The sequence below is a fragment of the Pelomonas sp. CA6 genome (genome assembly GCF_022549225.1).
Taxonomy (GTDB): domain Bacteria; phylum Pseudomonadota; class Gammaproteobacteria; order Burkholderiales; family Burkholderiaceae_C; genus Roseateles.
In genome coordinates this window covers 454,226-473,295 of record NZ_JAKZFD010000003.1, presented here as the reverse complement: position 1 = coordinate 473,295, position 19,070 = coordinate 454,226, and the positions used below count along the sequence as shown (strand labels likewise).

Genomic DNA, 19,070 nt, shown 5'->3' with positions numbered 1-19,070 from the left:
CATGGGCCCCACTCCCGGGCCCATGCGCATTCTCGGAGCAGGCTTGCATTTGTGGCGCAAACGGCGCTTTGTGGCGCCGGCCGCGGCCTTGTGGACTGGACCTGCGCAGATAATCGCGCCACATCCTGTCGCGCGACAATGCAAGCACAAGCCCTCACGTTCCAGTCCCTGATCGACGAAGCGATTGCCGATGCACCGGCGCTGTCGCTGGCCCTGTTCAACGGCCTCAGCGATGAGCTCAAGAGCCGGCCTCAGTACCACATGCTGCTGGAGGCGTGGAACCGCCGCCGGGTAGATTTTTCCGCCAGCCTGGAGTCGGCGCTGGGCCAGGCGCTCGCCGCCGCCCGCGAAGGGCGCGACCCGCTGGGCAAGGACCGCCCGCGCGACGCCGACAGCCTGAGTCTGGTCGACGAACGCCAGGCCCTGCAAGACGTGGGCATCGCCCACGTGATCGCTACCATCGAGGACCAAAGCCGCGCGGAGCTGCACCAGCTGGGCAACTTCTTCGCCGCGCTGCGCGGCATCGCCCGGCCGCTGAAGAGCGACAACCCGCTGCGCGCCGCGCTCTACGCCCATGCGCTGAACCAGGCCGTCCAGCAGCAGCCGCTGGACGCCGACGGCCGCTATGCGCTGATGCGCGCCGCGGCGGATCCGCTGGCGCGCCATCTGCACGAGTTCTACAGCCTGCTGTGCCGCCGCCTGCGCGAAGCCAAGCTGTCCGAGATGGTGGCCAGCCATGGCGCCGGCGAACGGGCCAGCGACCTGCGTCAGCGCCAGTTCAAGGCCCTGAGCCTGCAGGACGGCCGCGCCACGCTGGACCATCTGGCGCAGCGCGTTGAGGACGTCAATTCGCGCCCGCAGCGCCTGGGCCAGGCCGAGCCGCCGCCGCGCATGGGGCCTGCCTCGGCGCTGGGCGCCCCGGGCGCCGACCTGCTCTCGCGGCTGTACGACCAGATCCTCGCCGACCCCACGCTGCTGCCGCCGCTGAAGGCTGTTCTGGCGCGCCTGCAGGTCGCCATCGTCCGCCTGTCGCGCCAGGACGTCTCACTGCTGCGCCGCCAGGACCATCCCACCTGGCAGCTGCTGAACCGCGTCGCCGCCCATGGCGCCGGCTTCGCGCGCGCCGACGACCCCGACCTGCGCGAGTTCCTGCAGGCGCTGGAGCGCCAGATCCAGCCACTGCTGGAGACCGCGCAGCCCAGCGCGGCCATGTTCCAGACCGCGTCGGCCGAGGTGGAGCACTTCATCCGCGAGCAGGCGCTGCGGCGCAGCCGATCCAGTGCCAGCTCGCTGGCCAGCCTGGAGCGCGAACAACATCGCGACAGCTGGCGCCGCCTGCTGCGCGAGCAGCTGCAGGCGCAGCTGGACGAAGCCGGTGCGGGCCAGCTGCTGCGCGACTTTCTGCTCGGCCCGTGGACCGAGGTGATCACACAGACCATGGTCAAGGAAGGCCGCGACTCCGCGCAGGCGCAACGCGCGGTCGACCTGGTGGACCGCCTGCTGGCCAGCGTGCAGCCGCCGCGCGACGCGGCCGCGCTGAAGGCCCTGCGCGTGCAGCTGCCGGGACTCGTCCAGGCGCTGGAGCAGGGCATGGCCGACATCCAGCTGCCGGCCGACAAGCGCCAGGCCTTCATGGCCGAGCTGATGGCCATGCATGGCCGCGTGCTGCGCGGCCTGCCCGCGCAGCCGGACGGGCGACACGAAGCGGTGCATGCCGCCGCCCCGTCGCCGGAGGATCTGCTGCAGCAGCTGCTCAGCGAGCGCGAGTCGCAGCTGCCCTCGCGCTGGGCCCACGAGCGGGTGGACCGCGGCGTGCTGCCCACCGTGCCGCTGGGCCTGTACCAGCAGCACGACAGCGCGGAGGCGCGCAAGGCCATGGCCGACTGGCTGAACCAGCTGCAGATCGGCGCCTGGTTCCATCTCTTCGTGCAAGGCGAATGGCGGACGGCGCAGATCGCCTGGATCAGCGAGAGCCGCCAGCTCTTCCTCTTCGTCGGCCAGGATGCCCAGGAGCGCCATTCGCTGACGCGCGGCGCGCTGGAGCAGCTGCTGGTCAATGGACTGATCGCTCACCTGGAGGAGGAAGACCTGGTGCAGCGCGCCATGGGCAGCCTGCTGCAGGACCTGGACGACCAGGCCTGAGCCGATGTCCAGGATCGCCTCCGGCGCCGTCCCGCCCCGCCAGCACCCACACCGCCTGAAGACGACCCCCTCGCGGCGGCTGCGGGGTGTCCTGCTGCCGTGCTTGTTCGCGATCTTCCTTCCCGCCAGTGCGGCCCCGGAGGCGCCGCCCCCACCGCAGGCCGTGGGCCTGGTGCTGTCCGGCGGCGGTGCGCGCGGCCTGGCCCATGTGGGCGTGCTCAAGGTCCTGGAACGCGAGCGCATCCCGGTCGACGTGATCGCCGGCACCTCGATGGGCGCCATCATCGGCGGCCTCTACGCCAGCGGCATGACGGCCGAGGAGCTGCAGACCGAGCTGCTGAAGATTTCCTGGGACCGCATCTTCGCCAGCCGGGTGGACCGACAGGATCTGTCGCAACGGCGCAAGGAGGAGGACTTCGAGTTCTCCACCACGCTGGAGTTCGGCCTGCGCGACGGCGAGGTCCGCGTGCCGCAGGGCACACTGTCCAGCCGCGGACTGGAGGCACTGATCCGCCGGCTGACGCTGCCGGTGCGCGACGTGCGCGCCTTCGACCGCCTGCCCACGCCCTTCCGGGCCGTGGCCACCGACATGGAGAACGGCGCGCAGCTGGTGCTGGATCACGGCGATCTCGCGCTGGCGATGCGCTCGAGCATGAGCGTGCCCGGCGTCTTCGCGCCGGTGGAATGGAGCGACCGCATCCTCGGCGATGGCGGCCTGGTCAACAACCTGCCGCTGGACGTGGCGCGCCGCATGGGCGCGCGGCGGCTGATCGCGGTCAACGTGGGCACGCCGGTCGGCGGGCGCGAGAGCCTGGGCTCGCTGATCGGGCTGACCGCGCAGATGATCAACATCCTGACCGAACAGAACGTGCAGCGCTCGCTCGCCACGCTGGACGAGGACGACGTGCTGATCACGCCGCGGCTGGGCAAGCTCACGTCGGGCGATTTCGACAAGGCGCGCGAGCTGATCGAGTCCGGCGAGCGCGCCGCCGAGGCCATGTTGCCGCGCCTGCGCGCCTTCGCGGTGGACGAGCAGCGCTATGCCGAATGGCGGCTGGCTCGCTCGGGTCTCAAGACGCCCACGCCGCTGCTGGCCGCGGTGCGCATCGAGGGCAGCAGCCAGACCAATCCGGAACGCTTCAAGGCCCAGCTGGTCTCCAAGGCCGGCCAGGCCTTCGATGCCGACAAGGCCGAGCGCGACGCGCGCTTCCTGTCTTCCAGCGGCGACTACCTGCGCGTGGACTACCACGTCGAGGACCGCGAGGGCGGCGAGACCCTGGTCTTCTCGACCGAGGACAAGCCCTGGGGGCCCAACTACTTCCGCGTCGGCCTGGACCTGTCCACCGACTCCAGCGGCGAAAGCAGCTTCAACCTGCGCATCAGCCACAACCGGCATTGGCTCACGCCCACCGGCACCGAGTGGCGCAATCAGTTGGCGATCGGCCAGACACCGCGCCTCTACTCCGAGCTCTACCACCCGCTGGGCATCCGGCTGGGCGTCTCGGACGACTGGTTCGCGTCCGGCTGGGCCGAGGTCTCGCAGAACAAGCCCATCGTCTACGACGCGCAGAGCGGGCAGGGCCTGGCCCGCCTGGTGCGCCGCGAGGCCCGCATCGGACTGGACCTGGGCCAGCCCTGGGGCCAGTTTGGCGAGATCCGGCTGGGCTTGCTGGCCAGCACGCGCAGCGCCCGCCCGGACCTGATCACCTTGCAGGGTGGCGCGGGGCTGCGCTGGAACAGCCAGGAACGCGGGCTGCGACTGAAGACCATCGTCGATCAGCTGGACTTCGCCAACTTCCCGCTGCATGGCTACCGCGTCGCCGCCGAGGCCACCGTGGGCCACCAGAGCAACCGCAACCTGGCCAGCGGCCGCTTCTTCCGCCTGGAAGGTCAGGGCAGCCTGGTGCGCAGCTGGGGCCCCAACACGCTGAACATGCATCTGCGCGGCGTGCTGGTCGACCAGCCCGACGACAGCGGCCTGGGCGGCTATTCGCTGGGTGGCTTCCACCAGCTCTCGGGCTACCAGCCCGGCCAGCTCAGCGGCAATGCGCTGCTGCTGGGCCGCCTGACCTATTACAGGCGCATCACCGATTCGCTGCTGACGCGCGGCTTCTTCGTCGGCGGCACGCTGGAGGCCGGCAACACCTGGGCCAGCCGGCGCGACGTGCGCCTCAGCGACATGCGCTACGGTGCCAGCCTCTTCCTGGGCACGGACACCGGCATCGGCCCGCTGTATGTGGGCCTGGGCTATGCGCCGCGCGGCAGCACCGCGCTGTACGTGTTCATCGGCCGCCCCTGAGCGCTCTCGCAAGCGGCGGTCGCTCAGGCCTCCGCGAGCGCGCGGCCGATCATCTCGGCGACCAGGGCCTCCTGCTCGTGCACGATCCAATGCGTGGCCTGCGCCACACGGTGCACGGTGAGCCGGGGCACGAAACGCTCCAGCCCATCCAGCAGCGCCGGCGGCAGCGCCACGTCCTTCATGCCCCACAGCACCGTGGTGGGCACGCACACGGTGACGAAGCCAGGCGCGAACTCCAGGGCCATCGCGCCGGGATCGCCGGCCTGCGGTGGGCGCATCGGCGACGCGCGGTAGTAGTTCAGCGCACCGTTCAGGCCGCGCCGCCAGTGGGCGCGGTAGCGCTCGCGCAGCGGCTCGTCCAGCCAGGGTGCCTCGCCCATCAGGGTGAAGAAGCGCCACATCCGCGCAAAGTCGTCCGCCATCAAACGCTGTTCGGCGTCCGGGCGGCACAACTCGTTCATGTAGGCGCTGGCCGCGCGTTGCGCCGGGTTGAGCTGCAGCTCGCGCAGAAAGGTCCCGGGATGGGGCGAGTTCAGGATGACCAGGCGCTGCAGCAGGCCCGGCCGTTGCGCCGCCAGGTTCCAGGCCACCGCCCCGCCCCAGTCATGCGCCACCAGGGCCGCCAGCGGCCCTGGTCCGGTCGCCGCGATCAGCGCGACGATGTCCTGGACCAGGTGCTTGGCACGATAGGCCTCAACCGCCTCCGGGTGGCTGGATTCGCCGTATCCACGCAGATCCGGCGCGATGCAGCGCCAGCGCTGGCCCAGCCGCTGCATCACGCCGTCCCAGATGAAGGCGCCCTCGGGAAAGCCGTGCAGCAGCACCACACGCGGCGCGTCCGGCGGCCCGCTGACGCGGCAGGCCAGCGAAACGCCGTGCGGCAGTTCCAGCGTCAGGGTCTCCATCGCACCAGCCTTCTCGCGAACCCGGGGGCTTCGAGTATCCGGCGCCGGCGCGCGCCGCCCTTGTCATTCTGGCGACAGACACACAAACGGCAACAATTGCGCGGCCTGGCGCGCCGCGTTCTCAGTCCTGCGCGGGCTCCGAGGCCGGCTCGTCGGACTCGCCGGCCTCGGCGTGCGCCCATTCATGCAGCAGCTCGGCGACGTCGGACAACCCCTGCTTGCTGAGCGCGGAGAACAGCGTGACGCCGATATCGGCCGCCTCGGTCGCCATCGGCGCCAGCTGGTCCTGCACCTTGACCAGCATGGCCTGGGCTTCCTTGCGGTTGAGCTTGTCGGCCTTGGTCAACAGCACCAGCAGGCGGACCTCGCCGTCGGCCACACGCTCGGCGACAAATTCAAGCAACTGCTGATCCAGATCAGTCAAACCCAACCTCGAGTCGACCATCAGGACCACGCCCCGCAGCGCCTCGCGCTGGGCGAGGTAGTCGGCCATGACGCGCTGCCAGCGCAGCTTGGCGTCGCGCGCGACGGCGGCATAGCCATAGCCTGGCAGGTCGGCGAACAGCGCGTCCGGCGCGTCCTTGGGCCCCAGCGAGAACAGGTTAATGTGCTGCGTCCGGCCCGGCGTCTTCGAGGCAAACGCCAGCCGCTTCTGCTGTGCCAGCGTGTTGATCGCGGTGGACTTGCCCGCATTCGAGCGGCCGACGAAGGCGATCTCCGGCAGCCTGTGCTCAGGCGGCTGGGGCAGCTGGTGCAGCTGGCTGGCCGTGGTCAGAAAGCGGGCGGTGTGCGTCCATGCAAGGGCCTGTTTGGCCGGATCCGCCCCCGGAGGCGTCATGGTTTGATCGGAACTGTTGTGTACTGGGGTCATGTCGCTTCCGGGCTGTGCAGCTGTGCATTGTAAAATCGCTCGGTTGCGCTTACCGAAACCCTCATGCTCATGAAGACTGCCGCTTCCCTGTTGTTGGGTCTGATGCTTGCCGGCACCGCGCTGGCCTCCGGAACTTCGGCGCCGCCCAAGCCCGACCTGGCCAAAGGCCAGGCCACCGCCACGCAGATCTGTGCGGCCTGCCATGCCGCCGACGGCACCCGTGGCAGTCCGGCCAACCCCATCCTCGCCGGCCAGCATGCCGACTACCTGGTCAAGCAGCTGCAGGAGTTCAAGAGCGGCAAGCGCGCCAACCCCATCATGGCCGGCATGGCCGCGCCGCTGAGCGACGAAGACATGCGCAACGTGGCCGCGTTCTACGCCAGCAAGCAGGCCAAGGCCGGTGCCGCGAAGAGCAAGGACACCGTGCTGCTGGGTGAGAAGATCTATCGCGGTGGCATCGCCGACCGCTCGATCCCGGCCTGCGCGGGCTGCCACAGCCCCAATGGCGCCGGCATCCCGGCCCAGTATCCGCGCCTGGCTGGCCAGCATTCGGATTACACCGAAGCCCAGCTGAACGCCTTCCGCGCCGGCACGCGCGGCAACAACGTCCAGATGCTGGGCGTCGCCGCGAAGATGAACGACCGCGAAATCAAGGCCGTCGCCGACTACATCGCCGGCCTGCGCTGACCCGCCCGGCGCGCGCGCTGCGCGCTGAGCGCCCTGAGAGTTCAACCAAGGCCGGTGCCTGACACCGGCCTTTGTCATTTGTCGCCCCGCCCCGGCCCCGGGGCCGCGACAATCCCGCCATGACTGTCGCCACCGATTCCGCCCGCCCCCCTGCCCCAGGCCGCCGGCCCCTTCTTGCCGACGCGATGGAGTTGCTGGCGTCGATGCGCTTCGCGATCGCGCTGCTGACCGTGATCTGCATCGCCTCGGTGATCGGTACGGTGGTCAAGCAGCGCGAGCCGCTGAACAACTACGTCAACCAGTTCGGCCCCTTCTGGTCCGAGCTCTTCGGCCGCTTTGACCTGTACACGGTGTACAGCGCCTGGTGGTTCCTGCTGATCCTGGCCTTCCTGGTCGTATCGACCAGCCTGTGCGTGGCGCGTCACACGCCCAAGATCCTGCGCGACCTCAAGACCTACAAGGAGACCGTGCGCGAGCAATCGCTGCAGGCCTTCAAGCACAAGGCGCTGGGTCATCTGGCGATGAACCCGGAGGCCAGCCTGCAACAGATCTCGGCCTGGCTGGCCGCGCGTGGCTGGAAGGCGCGCGCGCAGGTGCGCAGCAATGGCGTGATGATCGGCGCGCGCAAGGGGGCCGGGCACAAGATTGGCTATCTGGCCGCGCACTCGGCCATCGTGCTGATCTGCCTGGGCGGCTTGTTCGACGGCGATCTGATCGTGCGCGCGCTGATGTGGGCGCAGGGCAAGGCGGTCTACCAGGGCGGCGGCCTGGTGTCCGAGGTGCGGCCGGAGCATCGCCTCTCCGCGTCCAACCCCAGCTTCCGCGGCAACCTGATGGTGCCCGAGGGCGCGCGCGCCGGCACCGCCATCCTGTCCATGCCCAACGGCGTGGTGCTGCAGGACCTGCCCTTCGACGTGGAGCTGAAGAAATTCATCGTCGAGTACTACTCGACCGGCATGCCCAAGCTCTTCGCCAGCGAGATCGTGATCCGCGACCACGACACCGGCCAGACGCGAGCCGCCACGGTGAAGGTCAACCAGCCGGTCACGCACCGCGGCGTGACCCTGTACCAGAGCAGCTTCGACGACGGCGGCTCGCAGCTGAGCCTGCGCGCGCGCCCGCTGGCCGGCGGCACGCCCTTCGAGATCGCCGGCCAGGTCGGCGGCAGCACGGAGCTGGTCAGCGGCGACCAGAAGCTGACGCTGGAATTCAGCGGTCTGCGCGTGATCAACGTGGAGAACCTGGGCCAGGACGGCGGCAGCGCCACCGACGTGCGCAAGGTGGACCTGGTGGACCGCGTGCAGCAGCACCTGGGCAGCAGCGCCTCCGACAGCAAGAGCAAGCAGCTGCACAACATCGGGCCGTCGTTCAGCTACAAGCTGCGCGACGCCGCCGGTCAGGCGCGCGAGTTCAACAACTACATGTTGCCGGTGGACCTGGACGGCCAGCGCGTGATGCTGGCGGGCATGCGCGAGACGCCGGCCGAGGCCTTCCGCTACCTGCGCATCCCGGTGGACGAGAAGGACGGCATGGATGGCTGGCTTTCGCTGCGCAGCGCGCTGCTGGATCCCGAGCAGCGCGCCAAGGCCGCGTTGCGCTATGCGCAGGCCGCGACCCCCACCGACAAGCCTCAGATGCTGCCGCAGTTGCAGGCCACCGCCCTGCGCACGCTGACCCTGTTCGCCGGCGCCGAAGGGCTCAAGTCCGAGAGCGGCGCCCCGCTGCCCCCGGGCGGGCTGCCGGCGCTGCAGCAGTTCATTGAGCGCGACGTGCCCGAGGCCGAGCGCAGCCGTGTCTCGGAGGTGCTGCTGCGCATCCTCAACGGCAGCCTGTTCGAGCTCTACAAGCTGGAGCGCGAGCGCAGCGGCCAGGGCGCACCGGCCACCGACGCCAAGACCCAGGCCTTCATGACCCAGGCCGTGCTGTCGCTGTCCGACAGCATGTTCTACCCGGCCCCCGTGCTGCTGCAGCTGGCCGACTTCAAACAAATCCAGGCCAGCGTGTTCCAGGTCACGCGCGCCCCGGGCCAGCTCATGGTCTATCTCGGCGCGGTCTTGCTGATCGTCGGCGTCTTGGCGATGCTGTACGTGAAGGACCGCCGCCTGTGGATCTGGCTGGAGCCGACGCCGGCCCAGCCGGAGCAGACGCGCCTGCGCATGGCCCTGTCGAGCACGCGAGAATCGCCGGACCTGCAGACCGAATTCGAGGCCCTCAGACGCGAGCTGCTGCCCGAAGAGCCTCCTGCACCAAAGGAAGACGCATGAACACCGCCACCACCACCCTGGTCATCGGCAAGCGAGGCCTCGTCTCCTCGCGTGACTGGTTCGACTGGCTGTTCGCCGCCCTGATCGTCGGCGGCGCCGCCTTCGCGTTCTCGCTCTATGGACGCTCCATGGACGTCTACGAGAAAGGCATCCTGGTGTGCAGCGTGCCGGCGCTGATTCTGCTGGGCTGGGGCTGGAAGCCGCTGCGCGTGCTCTGTCTGGTGGTGGGCGCCGCCAGTCTGCTCGCGATCCAGCTCTACCTGCGCCAGACCGATGCCTTCGGCGCCGACCTGGCCGCCGGCGAACAACAGTTCTGGCTCAAGTACGTACTCTCCAGCCAGAGCGCGATCCTGTGGATGAGCGTGCTGACCTTCATGAGCACGCTGTTCTACGCCCTGGGGCTGTTCAAGCGCGAGGGCCACAGCACGGCCGAGGTCATCGGCAGCAAGCTGGCCTGGGGCGCGGTGGGCATGGCGCTGATCGGCACCATGGTGCGCTGGTTCGAGAGCCACCAGATCGCGCCGGACATCGGCCACATCCCGGTCAGCAACCTCTACGAAGTCTTCGTGCTGTTCGCCTGGCTGACCACGCTGATGTACCTCTACTACGAGCAGCGCTTCGCGACGCGCGCGCTGGGCGCCTATGTGATGCTGGTGGTGAGCGCCGCGGTGGGCTTCCTGCTCTGGTACACGGTGGCGCGCGATGCCCACGAGATCCAGCCGCTGGTGCCGGCGCTGCAGAGCTGGTGGATGAAGATCCACGTGCCGGCCAATTTCGTCGGCTACGGCGGCTTCGCGCTGGCCGCGATGGTGGCGCTGGCCTACCTGCTCAAGACCGCGACGCCGCGCGCGCTGCAGATCGGCCTGATCGCGGTGCCGGTGGCCCTGGTGCTGGTGCTGCTGGGCTTCCGCTTCGGGCTGACGCTGGAGGCCGACACCCGCGCCGGGCTGGACGGCTGGGCGCGCAAGATGGGCGCGCTGGCCGTCTTCCTGGCCGCGGCCGTGGTGCTGCGCAAGCCGCTCACCGCGCGCCTGCCGGCCCTGCAGCAGCTCGACGACCTGATGTACAAGGCCATCGCGCTGGGCTTTGCCTTCTTCACGATCGCCACCATCCTGGGCGCGTTCTGGGCCGCCGAGGCCTGGGGCGGCTACTGGAGCTGGGACCCCAAGGAGACCTGGGCGCTGATCGTCTGGCTGAACTACGCCGCCTGGCTGCACATGCGCCTGATCAAGGGGCTGCGCGGCGCGGTGTCGGCCTGGTGGGCGCTGATCGGCCTGCTGGTGACCACCTTCGCCTTCCTGGGCGTCAACATGTTCCTGTCGGGGCTGCATTCCTACGGCACGCTGTAAGCGTTGATGGGCAGGCCCGGCCCCACGCCGGGCCGCTCGGCGGGACCGGGTGCCCATGCGGGAGAAGGCGGCCCCAGGGCGGGCCGAAGCCCTCCAGCCCTTAATCCAGCCCTTAATCCAGCCCTTAAGCCCGACTTCAGGCGCGGGCCCGCGCTCTGGCGTAAGGTGCGGGAACTGTCGTACGACTGACGACCATCGTCAGCCCGCCGCAAAGGTCCCGCCATGCCCAAGCCCTCCCTCGCCCGTCAAGGCTTCACCCTCCCCGCGTCCGAGATCACGCCGCCGCAGGTCTATGCGCAGCGGCGCCAGCTCCTGAAGCTGGCGGGCGCCGGCACCGCCCTCACGACCCTCTCCAGCCTCGGCTTGCAGGCCCAGGCGCAAGGCGCTGCGCCGGCGACGAACCGGCTCATCGGCGCGCGCAGCGCCGTGCCCGGCGCGATCGCGATGGACAAGCCGACCAAGGTCGAGGACGCGACCCGCTACAACAACTTCTACGAGTTCGGCACCGACAAGGCCGACCCGGCCCAGCACGCGCACACGCTCAAGACCCGCCCCTGGAGCGTGATGGTGGACGGCGAGGTGGCCAAGCCCGGCCGCTGGGGCCTGGACGATCTGCTCAAGCTTGCCCCCATGGAGGAGCGCATCTACCGGCTGCGCTGCGTCGAGGGCTGGTCCATGGTGATCCCCTGGGTGGGCTATTCGCTGGCCGAGCTGATCAAGCGCGTGGAGCCCAATAGCCGCGCCAAGTTCGTCGAGTTCACGACGCTGGCCGACAAGGCGCAGATGCCGGGGCTGCGCTCCGGTGTGCTGGACTGGCCCTATGTCGAGGGCCTGCGCATCGACGAAGCCATGCACCCGCTGACGCTGCTGGCCTTCGGCATGTATGGCGAGCTGCTGCCCAAGCAGAACGGCGCGCCGCTGCGCCTGGTCGTGCCCTGGAAGTACGGTTTCAAGTCGGCCAAGTCGCTGGTGCGCATCCGCTTCGTCGAGAAGCAGCCGGTCAGCAGCTGGACGCAGGCGGCGGCGCAGGAGTACGGCTTCTATTCCAACGTGAACCCGCGGGTGGACCATCCGCGCTGGAGCCAGGCCAGCGAGCGCCGCATCGGCGAGGACGGGCTGTTCGCGCGCAAGAGGCCCACGCTGATGTTCAACGGCTATGAGGCCCAGGTGGGCCAGCTCTATGCCGGCATGGACCTGAAGCGCTTCTTCTGACGCAGGCCATGGCGAAGCGCCCGATCTGGCTGCATCCCGCGGCCAAGCCGCTGCTGTTCCTGCTCTGCCTGGCGCCGCTGGCGCACCTGGTGTGGGCCGCGGCCAGCGAAAGCCTGGGCCCGAATCCGGCCGAGGCGCTGATCCGCGGGCTGGGCGACTGGACGCTGCGCCTGCTCTGGCTCACGCTGGCCATCACGCCGCTGCGCCATTGGAGCGGCCAGCCCGCGCTGCTGCGCTTCCGGCGCATGCTGGGCGTGTTCAGCTTCGCCTATGCCTGCCTGCACCTGCTGGCCTACGGCTGGCTGGACATGGGCCTGGAGCCCGCCGAGATCGCGCGCGACATCGCCAAGAGGCCCTTCATCCTGATGGGCTTCACGGCCTGGCTGCTGATTCTGCCGCTGGCGGCCACCTCGTTCAACCGCGCGATCAAAGCCTTGGGCGGCCCACGCTGGCAGGCGCTGCATCGTGCCGTCTACGCCGTGGCGCTGGTCGCGCTGATGCACTTCATCTGGATGCGCGCCGGCAAGAACAACTTCGCCGAACCCGCGGTCTATGGCGCGCTGCTGGCGCTGCTGCTGGGCGCGCGGCTGTGGCGACGGATGCGGCAACGCTGAGCTAGCGTTCGCCCGGCAGCAGCCATTTGCGGCGTGCCGCGAAGACCGCGTTGGGATATTGCGGTTGGCCCCGGCTGCCGTTGTAGCGGCCCAGTGCCATGTAGAGATCGCCGTTCTCGCGGTCGAGGTAGTGGCGCAGGATCACGCAGCCGAAGCGCAGATTGGTCTGCATGTGGAAGAGGCGCGAGGCCTGTCCATCGCCGATCAGGCGCGCCCAGAAGGGCATCACCTGCATGTAGCCGCGCGCGCCCGCCACGCTGATCGCGTACTTGCGAAAGCCGCTCTCCACCTGGATCAGGCCCAGCACCAGGCTGGGCTCCAGCCCCGCGCGCACCGATTCGTACCAGACCGTCTCGAGAAACTCGATGCGCGTCTGCGCCTCGGTCTTGTGGCGCTTCAGGCGATCGCTCATCTCGCCCAGCCAGCGCAGATAGGCCAGTCGCTGGTCGATGGCGCCGAAGCGAGGCTTGGGCGGCGCGCCGTGCGCGATCGCCGCGCTGAGCGCCGAGCGCACCGCGTCGGCGAGCGGCTCTTCCACCTGCGCCCCGGCGCGCGCGCGCTGCGGCAGCGCGGCGGCCAGCGCGGCGCACAGAAAGACGCGCCGCCCGCGGTGGACCCACGGATCTGGCGGGAGCTGGGCTTCGCACCTCATCGTCCGACCGCAGCGTTCAACGCGCCAGCCACGCTTCCGGCGGCAGGCGCCGCCCGCCCAGCCGGGGCGCCAGCCACAGCCAGCCGCCCCAGTACAACAAAGCCAGCAAGGCCAGCAGCACGGTCCCCGGCTGCCAGGCGAGCCCGGCACCGCTGAACAACAGCAGGCTCAGCACGGAGCTGCAGAGATAGAGGCTCAGCGTATGGCGCCCCGCCGGCGCCAGCCGCCCCAGCCAAGCCGACCCGGCCTGCCAGCCCAGCAGCAGCATGGGCACGACAGCACTCAGCAGCAGCACCGCCGGATAGAGGTAGAAGGCCAGGTAGCTGCTGTTGCTGTCACCACGCCCGCTCAGCGCCCACCAGTAGGCGCTGCCTCCGGCAAGGTTGAGCGCCAGCGCCGGCAGCAGACAGCGCCGCGACCAGCGCCGCATGCCGGCGCGCCAGCGACGATGACTGAACAGCCGCAGCCGGCCGGCCATCAGCCCCGCGGTCATCAGGCTCAACGGCAGCGGCAACCCCAACAGCACCGACCAGAACTGCGTGAACAGGAAGTTGTAGGCATTGCTGCCCAGCCAGCCGCTCCAGTCCATCGGCGTGCTCAGCGACACGGCCGGCGTCATCGCCGGCGAATTCCACAGCGCCACGGCGAGAACCCCGGACAGCAGCAGGTCCAGGCCCAGCAGCAGGACCAGGCGGCGGCGCAACTGAGCCAGCCGCAGGCCGGACCAGCGCAGCATCAGCAGCCCGCACAGCGCATAGGTGGTGAGGATGTCACCCATGTAGAGCAGCAACCCGTGCAGCAGCCCCAGCAGCAACAGACGCCCCATGCGCCGGCGCCGATGCCGCAGCGCCTGCGAGCCCTCACGCCCACGCCGCGACAGCGACTGGCTGTAGCCGAACAGAAAGGCCAGCAGACTGACCCCCTTGCCCATCACCAGCACGGCCAGCAGCCAGTTGACGGCCTCCGCCAGCCAGGATCCGGAGGGCTGGGCGGCACCCAGCGGCCCGCCGTCGGGCAGGCTGGCATAGCCGACCCAGTTGATCGCGACGACCGGCAGCAGGGCCAGGGCGCGCAGTGCGTCGACCGCCGTATCGCGCCCGCGCGGCGGGGCCGGCAGGGTCACGCCAGGCGCTGCCTCAGGTGGCCCGCCACCTCGGCCAGTGCCAGTTTGGTGGCTTCCTTGTCGCGGCGGCCCTGGACCTCCACCAAGCCTTCCTTGAGGCCGCGGTCCGAGATCACCACGCGCTGCGGCACGCCCACCAGCTCCCAGTCGGCGAACATGGCGCCGGGGCGCTCGCCGCGGTCATCCAGCAACACATCCATGCCCTGGGCCAGCAGGTCCTCGTACAGGCGCGTGGCGGCCGTCTTGACCTCGTCGCTGCGGTCCATGCCAATCGGGCAGATCACCACGGCGAACGGGGCGATCGCCGCCGGCCAGATGATGCCGCGCTCGTCGTGGTTCTGCTCGATCGCAGCGCCCAGGATGCGCGTCACGCCGATGCCATAGCAGCCCATCTCCATCAGCTGGGGCTTGCCGTTCTCGTCCAGATAGGTCGCGTTCATCGCGGCCGAGTACTTGGTGCCCAGGTAGAACACGTGGCCCACCTCGATGCCGCGCTCGATCGCCAGCACGCCCTTGCCATCCGGCGACGGATCGCCGGCGACCACGTTGCGGATGTCAGCCACCAGATCGGGCTCGGGCAGGTCGCGGCCCCAGTTGGCGCCGGTGTAGTGGTAGTCGGCGTCGTTGGCGCCGCAGACGAAGTCGGCCATGTGGGCCACCGTGCGGTCGGCGACGATCTTCACCGGCTTCTTCAGGCCGATCGGGCCCAGGTAGCCGGGCTTGCAGCCGAAGTGCTCGTCGATCTCGGCCAGCGTGGCGAAGCGGAAGCCGCCCTTGAGCCCCTCCAGCTTGCCCGCCTTGATCTCATTGAGCTCGTGATCGCCGCGCACCATCAGCAGCCAGACCTGCGTCTTGACGACCTCACCCGCCTCGTTGGTCTCGTCGGTGGCCAGCACCAGGGACTTCACCGTCTGCGCCAGCGGCAGGCCCAGCAACTCGGCCACATCGGCGCAGGTGGCCTTGCCCGGCGTGGGCGTCTTGGTCAGCGGCTGCGTCGCGGCGGCGCGCTGCGGCAGCAGCGACAGCGCCTCGGCCAGCTCGATGTTGGCGGCGTAGTCGCTGTCGGGGCAGTAGATGATGGCGTCTTCGCCGGTCTTGGCGATGACCTGGAACTCGTGCGAGGCATCGCCGCCGATCGAGCCGGTATCGGCCGCCACGGCCCGGTACTGCAGACCGAACCGGTCAAAGATGCGCTTGTAGGCGCCAAACATGACCTCGTAGCTCGCCAGGGCGCCAGCCTTGTCGCGATCAAAGGAATAGGCATCCTTCATCGTGAACTCGCGGCCGCGCATCACGCCGAAGCGCGGCCGACGCTCGTCGCGGAACTTGGTCTGGATGTGATAGAAATTTCGCGGCAGCTGCTTGTAGGAACGCAACTCCTGACGGGCGATATCCGTGATCACCTCTTCGGAGGTCGGCTGGATGATGAAGTCGCGGCCATGGCGGTCCTTCACGCGCATCAGCTCCGGCCCGTATGCCTGGAAGCGCCCGGTCTCCTGCCACAGCTCGGCGGGCTGCACCACCGGCATCAGCAGCTCCACGGCGCCGGCGCGGTTCATCTCCTCGCGGATGATGGCCTCCACCTTGCGGATCACGCGCAGGCCCATCGGCATGTAGTTGTAGATGCCGGCGCCCAGGCGCTTGATCATGCCCGCACGCATCATCAGCTGATGACTGACGACCTCGGCGTCGGCGGGGGCTTCCTTGAGCGTGGAGACAAAGAACTGGGTGGCTTTCATGGGCAGCAGGACAAGAGCGAAAAGCCCGGCCGGACGGCGGTCGGGCGGGATGAGAAGAGCACGGGGACGACCCGAGGGTTAGCGAGGATCACGCGAGGCCGTGGCCCCGGTGCAATAATCAATCCAACGAAAGATTTGAGGTTGATTATGCTCGACCGTGAAGGCTTCCGGCCCAACGTCGGCATCATCCTGCTCAACCACAAGAACGAGGTGTTCTGGGGTAAGCGCATACGCACCCATTCTTGGCAGTTTCCCCAGGGGGGCATCAAGCATGGAGAAACGCCCGAGCAGGCGATGTACAGGGAGCTCCACGAAGAGGTGGGGCTGAAGGCGGATCATGTGCGCATCATTGCGCGCACCCGCGACTGGCTGCGCTACGAGGTGCCCGAGCACTTCATCCGGCGCGATGCGCGCGGCCATTACCGCGGACAGAAACAGATCTGGTTCCTGCTGCAGCTGACGGGCCGCGACAGCGACATGAATCTGCGCGCCACCGATCACCCCGAGTTCGACGCCTGGCGCTGGAACGAGTACTGGGTGCCGCTCGAGGCCGTGATCGAGTTCAAGCGCGGCGTCTACCAGATGGCGCTGACCGAACTCGCGCGCTTCCTGCCGCGACTGAACCACCACAACCGCTACCTGCGCGCCGGCATGCGTCCGGCGCCGCGCGGCGAACGGGGCCCGCGCCACGACACCGCAGAGATCCAGGTCTTGCCCCCGGGGCCGGATACCGGCAGCGAGACCGACGGCCACTGACCGCGCAGCAGGAGCGGCCTGCAGCACCCGCTGGGTGAAGGGCGCCGCCCTGGGCGCTCAGCGCAGCACGAGGTTGTCGCGGTGGATCAGTTCGGGCTCGGCCGCGTAGCCAAGAATGCGTTCGATCTCGAACGAAGGCTTGCGGACGATCAGGCGCGCCTCGCCGCTGGCGTAGTTGGTCAGGCCGCGAGCCAGCTCCTGCCCCTGCGCATCCAGCACCGCGATGACGTCGCCGCGGTGGAACTCGCCTTGCACCTCCTGCACGCCGATGGGCAGCAGGCTCTTGCCTTCCTCGCGCAGCTTGATCGCCGCGCCCGCGTCCACGCGCACCGAGCCGCGCAGCTGCAGATGGTCCACCATCCACTGCTTGCGCGCCGCCAGCTTGGCCGTGGGCGCCAGCAGCGCGGTGCCGATCGCCTCGCCCTGCACCAGCCGCAGCAGCACGTCGGGCTCGCGCCCCCAGGCGATCACGGTGGAGGCACCGCTGCCCGCGGCACGCTTGGCCGCCAGGATCTTGGTGATCATGCCGCCTCGCCCCAGGCTGGAGCCGGCCCCGCCGGCCATGGCCTCCAGCTCCGGCGTGCCGGCCATCGCCTCGCTGATGAAGCGAGCCTCCGGGTCCTTGCGCGGATCGGCCGAATACAGCCCCTTCTGGTCGGTCAGGATCACCAGCGCGTCCGCCTCGACCAGGTTGGCCACCAGGGCGCCCAGGGTGTCGTTGTCGCCGAACTTGATCTCGTCGTTGACGACGGTGTCGTTCTCGTTGATCACCGGCAGCACGCGGTGCTGCAGCAGCGCCAGCAATGTGGAGCGCGCATTGAGATAACGCTCTCGGTCGGCCAGGTCCGCATGGGTCAGCAGCACCTGGGCGCTGGTGAGACCGTGCTCGCGCAGCTTGGTCTCGTACATCTGGGCCAGGCCCATCTGGCCCACCGCGGCGGCGGCCTGCAGCTCATGCAATTCCTTGGGCCGCGTGGCCCAGCCCAGGCGCTTCATGCCTTCGGCGATCGCGCCACTGGAGACCATCACGACCTCGCGCCCCTGCCCGGCCAGCTCGGCAAGCTGTCGGCACCAGTTGCCGATGGCTTCGGCGTCGACGCCCCGGCCTTCGTTGGTGACCAGGCTGGAGCCCACCTTGACGACGATGCGCCGCGCCTCCTTCAACGCCGCGCTGGCCATCACACGTCGTCCTGCTTCTTGGTGCTGCGGCGCTTGCGGACCGGCGCCTCGGTGATGGGCGCGAAGCGGGGATCGACCTCCGCCTCTTCCTGCACCGGCGTAAAACGCGGATCCGGCTCCTCGGGCATCGGCTGGCGCTCGGCGGCCACATGGTCGTAGATGGCGCGAATCAACGGCTCGCAGCCCTCGCGCGTCAGCGCCGAGATCTCGAAAACCGGACCCTTCCACTTGTAGCGCTTGACGAAGTCCTTGACACGCGCCGCGCGCTCCTCCCCGGGCACCATGTCCAGCTTGTTCAGCACCAGCCAGCGCGGCTTGTCGTGCAGCGCCTGGTCGTACTTCTTCAGCTCGGCGACGATGGCCTTGGCCTCGGCCACCGGATCGACCTCGGGATTGAAGGGCGCCAGGTCCACGACATGCAACAGCAAGCGGGTGCGCTGCAGGTGGCGCAGGAACTGATGGCCCAGGCCGGCACCTTCCGCCGCGCCTTCGATCAAACCCGGAATGTCCGCGATCACGAAGCTCTTCTCGGGAGCCACGCGCACGACACCGAGGTTGGGGTGCAGCGTGGTGAACGGATAGTCCGCGATCTTGGGCCGCGCATTGGAGACTGCGGCAATCAGCGTGGACTTGCCCGCGTTGGGCTGACCCAGCAGGCCGACGTCGGCCAGCACGCGCAGCTCCAGCTTCAGCTTCTTGACCTCGCCGGGCCAGCCCGGCGTCTTCTGGCGCGGAGCACGGTTGGTGCTGCTCTTGAAGTGGAGATTGCCGAAGCCGCCATCGCCACCCTTGGCGATCAGCACTTTCTCGTCCGGTTCCAGCAGTTCGGCGATGACCTCGTCGGTTTCCAGGTCGCGGATGATGGTGCCGACCGGCATGCGCAGCACGATGTCGTCCGCCGCGGCGCCAAACTGGTCGGAGCCTCGCCCCGCCTCGCCGTTGCGCGCCTCATGGCGGCGCGCATAGCGGTAGTCGATCAGCGTGTTCAGGTTGCGGTCACCCACCGCATAGACACTGCCGCCGCGCCCCCCATCGCCGCCATCCGGGCCGCCGAAGGGAATGAACTTTTCGCGGCGAAAACTGGCGCAGCCCGCGCCGCCGTTACCGGCCGCGACGTCGATGGTGGCTTCGTCTACGAATTTCATGGTGAACCTTGGCTCCCGGAACCGGGACTATCGTAAGCCAAGCCCCTGGCGGGCCCCGGCTGCGGAGAAAAACAAAAGCCCCGGACATGCCGGGGCTTGGGATACGGGTCCGGACTCACGGGGCAACCCCGCA

General features: G+C 69.2%; 15 protein-coding genes. 8 read left to right on the top strand and 7 right to left on the bottom strand.

Annotated elements, in window-relative coordinates; all coding sequences use genetic code 11:
• The first annotated feature begins 138 nt into the window (after window positions 1-138).
• Together LZ017_RS08100 and LZ017_RS08095 are read left to right on the top strand one after the other, a co-directional pair.
• Window positions 139-2,142 carry a DUF1631 family protein gene (locus LZ017_RS08100; RefSeq protein WP_241396087.1) on the top strand — a complete coding sequence of 668 codons (2,004 nt, stop codon included), beginning with the start codon at window positions 139-141 and terminating at the stop codon, window positions 2,140-2,142.
• Between the two features lie 103 nt (window positions 2,143-2,245).
• Window positions 2,246-4,441 carry a patatin-like phospholipase family protein gene (locus LZ017_RS08095; RefSeq protein ID WP_241396086.1) on the top strand — a complete coding sequence of 732 codons (2,196 nt, stop codon included), beginning with the start codon at window positions 2,246-2,248 and terminating at the stop codon, window positions 4,439-4,441.
• Window positions 4,442-4,464: 23 nt separating this feature from the next.
• On the opposite strand, the gene LZ017_RS08090 is transcribed toward LZ017_RS08095, so the two are convergent.
• Window positions 4,465-5,346 (bottom strand): alpha/beta fold hydrolase, encoded by an 882-nt coding sequence (locus LZ017_RS08090; RefSeq protein ID WP_241396085.1) that lies wholly within the window; start codon window positions 5,344-5,346, stop codon window positions 4,465-4,467.
• A gap of 121 nt (window positions 5,347-5,467) precedes the next feature.
• Window positions 5,468-6,184: a ribosome biogenesis GTP-binding protein YihA/YsxC gene (gene yihA, locus LZ017_RS08085; RefSeq protein ID WP_241396084.1), complete on the bottom strand. Its 717-nt coding sequence runs from the start codon at window positions 6,182-6,184 to the stop codon at window positions 5,468-5,470.
• Window positions 6,185-6,286: 102 nt separating this feature from the next.
• Here yihA and LZ017_RS08080 point away from each other — a divergent pair, with 102 nt between their 5' ends.
• The 5 genes from LZ017_RS08080 (at window position 6,287) to LZ017_RS08060 (ending at window position 12,343) form a co-directional block, all read left to right on the top strand.
• Entirely contained in the window at window positions 6,287-6,904 is a 618-nt protein-coding gene (locus tag LZ017_RS08080; protein WP_241396111.1) for a cytochrome c, read from the top strand.
• Between the two features lie 119 nt (window positions 6,905-7,023).
• Window positions 7,024-9,168 carry a cytochrome c biogenesis protein ResB gene (locus tag LZ017_RS08075; RefSeq protein WP_374109894.1) on the top strand — a complete coding sequence of 715 codons (2,145 nt, stop codon included), beginning with the start codon at window positions 7,024-7,026 and terminating at the stop codon, window positions 9,166-9,168.
• On the top strand, window positions 9,165-10,517 hold the full coding sequence (gene ccsB / locus LZ017_RS08070) for a c-type cytochrome biogenesis protein CcsB (protein ID WP_241396083.1): 1,353 nt from the start codon (window positions 9,165-9,167) through the stop codon (window positions 10,515-10,517). The genes LZ017_RS08075 and ccsB overlap by 4 nt, the downstream gene beginning before the upstream one ends.
• 222 nt (window positions 10,518-10,739) lie before the next feature.
• Window positions 10,740-11,729: a protein-methionine-sulfoxide reductase catalytic subunit MsrP gene (msrP, locus tag LZ017_RS08065; protein ID WP_241396082.1), complete on the top strand. Its 990-nt coding sequence runs from the start codon at window positions 10,740-10,742 to the stop codon at window positions 11,727-11,729.
• Between the two features lie 8 nt (window positions 11,730-11,737).
• Entirely contained in the window at window positions 11,738-12,343 is a 606-nt protein-coding gene (locus LZ017_RS08060) for a sulfite oxidase heme-binding subunit YedZ (RefSeq protein WP_241396081.1), read from the top strand.
• Window position 12,344: 1 nt separating this feature from the next.
• Here LZ017_RS08060 and LZ017_RS08055 read toward each other — a convergent pair whose 3' ends face one another.
• The 3 genes from LZ017_RS08055 to LZ017_RS08045 are packed head-to-tail and all read right to left on the bottom strand — an operon-like array spanning window position 12,345 to window position 15,857.
• Window positions 12,345-12,995 carry a lytic transglycosylase domain-containing protein gene (locus LZ017_RS08055; protein ID WP_241396080.1) on the bottom strand — a complete coding sequence of 217 codons (651 nt, stop codon included), beginning with the start codon at window positions 12,993-12,995 and terminating at the stop codon, window positions 12,345-12,347.
• A 16-nt stretch (window positions 12,996-13,011) separates the two neighbouring features.
• Window positions 13,012-14,118 (bottom strand): DUF418 domain-containing protein, encoded by a 1,107-nt coding sequence (locus tag LZ017_RS08050; RefSeq protein ID WP_241396079.1) that lies wholly within the window; start codon window positions 14,116-14,118, stop codon window positions 13,012-13,014.
• Window positions 14,115-15,857, bottom strand: coding sequence for a proline--tRNA ligase (locus tag LZ017_RS08045; RefSeq protein WP_241396078.1), 1,743 nt, complete (start codon window positions 15,855-15,857; stop codon window positions 14,115-14,117). Before LZ017_RS08045 ends, LZ017_RS08050 begins: the two co-directional genes overlap by 4 nt.
• A gap of 147 nt (window positions 15,858-16,004) precedes the next feature.
• On the opposite strand from LZ017_RS08045, the gene LZ017_RS08040 reads away from it, so the two are divergent.
• The gene (locus LZ017_RS08040) at window positions 16,005-16,613 is read left to right on the top strand and encodes an RNA pyrophosphohydrolase (RefSeq protein WP_241396077.1); all 609 of its coding nucleotides are present in this window, start codon (window positions 16,005-16,007) and stop codon (window positions 16,611-16,613) included.
• 57 nt (window positions 16,614-16,670) lie between these two features.
• Here the strand turns inward: LZ017_RS08040 and proB are convergent, their stop codons facing one another.
• Together proB and cgtA are read right to left on the bottom strand one after the other, a co-directional pair.
• On the bottom strand, window positions 16,671-17,792 hold the full coding sequence (gene proB, locus LZ017_RS08035; protein ID WP_241396076.1) for a glutamate 5-kinase: 1,122 nt from the start codon (window positions 17,790-17,792) through the stop codon (window positions 16,671-16,673).
• Entirely contained in the window at window positions 17,792-18,937 is a 1,146-nt protein-coding gene (cgtA, locus tag LZ017_RS08030) for an Obg family GTPase CgtA (protein ID WP_241396075.1), read from the bottom strand. The genes proB and cgtA overlap by 1 nt, the downstream gene beginning before the upstream one ends.
• Window positions 18,938-19,070: the final 133 nt, after the last annotated feature.

Coding starts and splice junctions, on each gene's coding strand:
- LZ017_RS08090 (WP_241396085.1), bottom strand. CDS start 5,346: ATGGAGACCCTGACGCTGGAACTGCCGCACGGCGTTTCGCTGGCCTGC.
- yihA (WP_241396084.1), bottom strand. CDS start 6,184: ATGACGCCTCCGGGGGCGGATCCGGCCAAACAGGCCCTTGCATGGACG.
- LZ017_RS08060 (WP_241396081.1), top strand. CDS start 11,738: ATGGCGAAGCGCCCGATCTGGCTGCATCCCGCGGCCAAGCCGCTGCTG.
- LZ017_RS08055 (WP_241396080.1), bottom strand. CDS start 12,995: ATGAGGTGCGAAGCCCAGCTCCCGCCAGATCCGTGGGTCCACCGCGGG.
- LZ017_RS08040 (WP_241396077.1), top strand. CDS start 16,005: ATGCTCGACCGTGAAGGCTTCCGGCCCAACGTCGGCATCATCCTGCTC.
- msrP (WP_241396082.1), top strand. CDS start 10,740: ATGCCCAAGCCCTCCCTCGCCCGTCAAGGCTTCACCCTCCCCGCGTCC.
- LZ017_RS08045 (WP_241396078.1), bottom strand. CDS start 15,857: ATGAAAGCCACCCAGTTCTTTGTCTCCACGCTCAAGGAAGCCCCCGCC.
- LZ017_RS08100 (WP_241396087.1), top strand. CDS start 139: ATGCAAGCACAAGCCCTCACGTTCCAGTCCCTGATCGACGAAGCGATT.
- cgtA (WP_241396075.1), bottom strand. CDS start 18,937: ATGAAATTCGTAGACGAAGCCACCATCGACGTCGCGGCCGGTAACGGC.
- proB (WP_241396076.1), bottom strand. CDS start 17,792: ATGGCCAGCGCGGCGTTGAAGGAGGCGCGGCGCATCGTCGTCAAGGTG.
- LZ017_RS08080 (WP_241396111.1), top strand. CDS start 6,287: ATGAAGACTGCCGCTTCCCTGTTGTTGGGTCTGATGCTTGCCGGCACC.
- LZ017_RS08075 (WP_374109894.1), top strand. CDS start 7,024: ATGACTGTCGCCACCGATTCCGCCCGCCCCCCTGCCCCAGGCCGCCGG.
- ccsB (WP_241396083.1), top strand. CDS start 9,165: ATGAACACCGCCACCACCACCCTGGTCATCGGCAAGCGAGGCCTCGTC.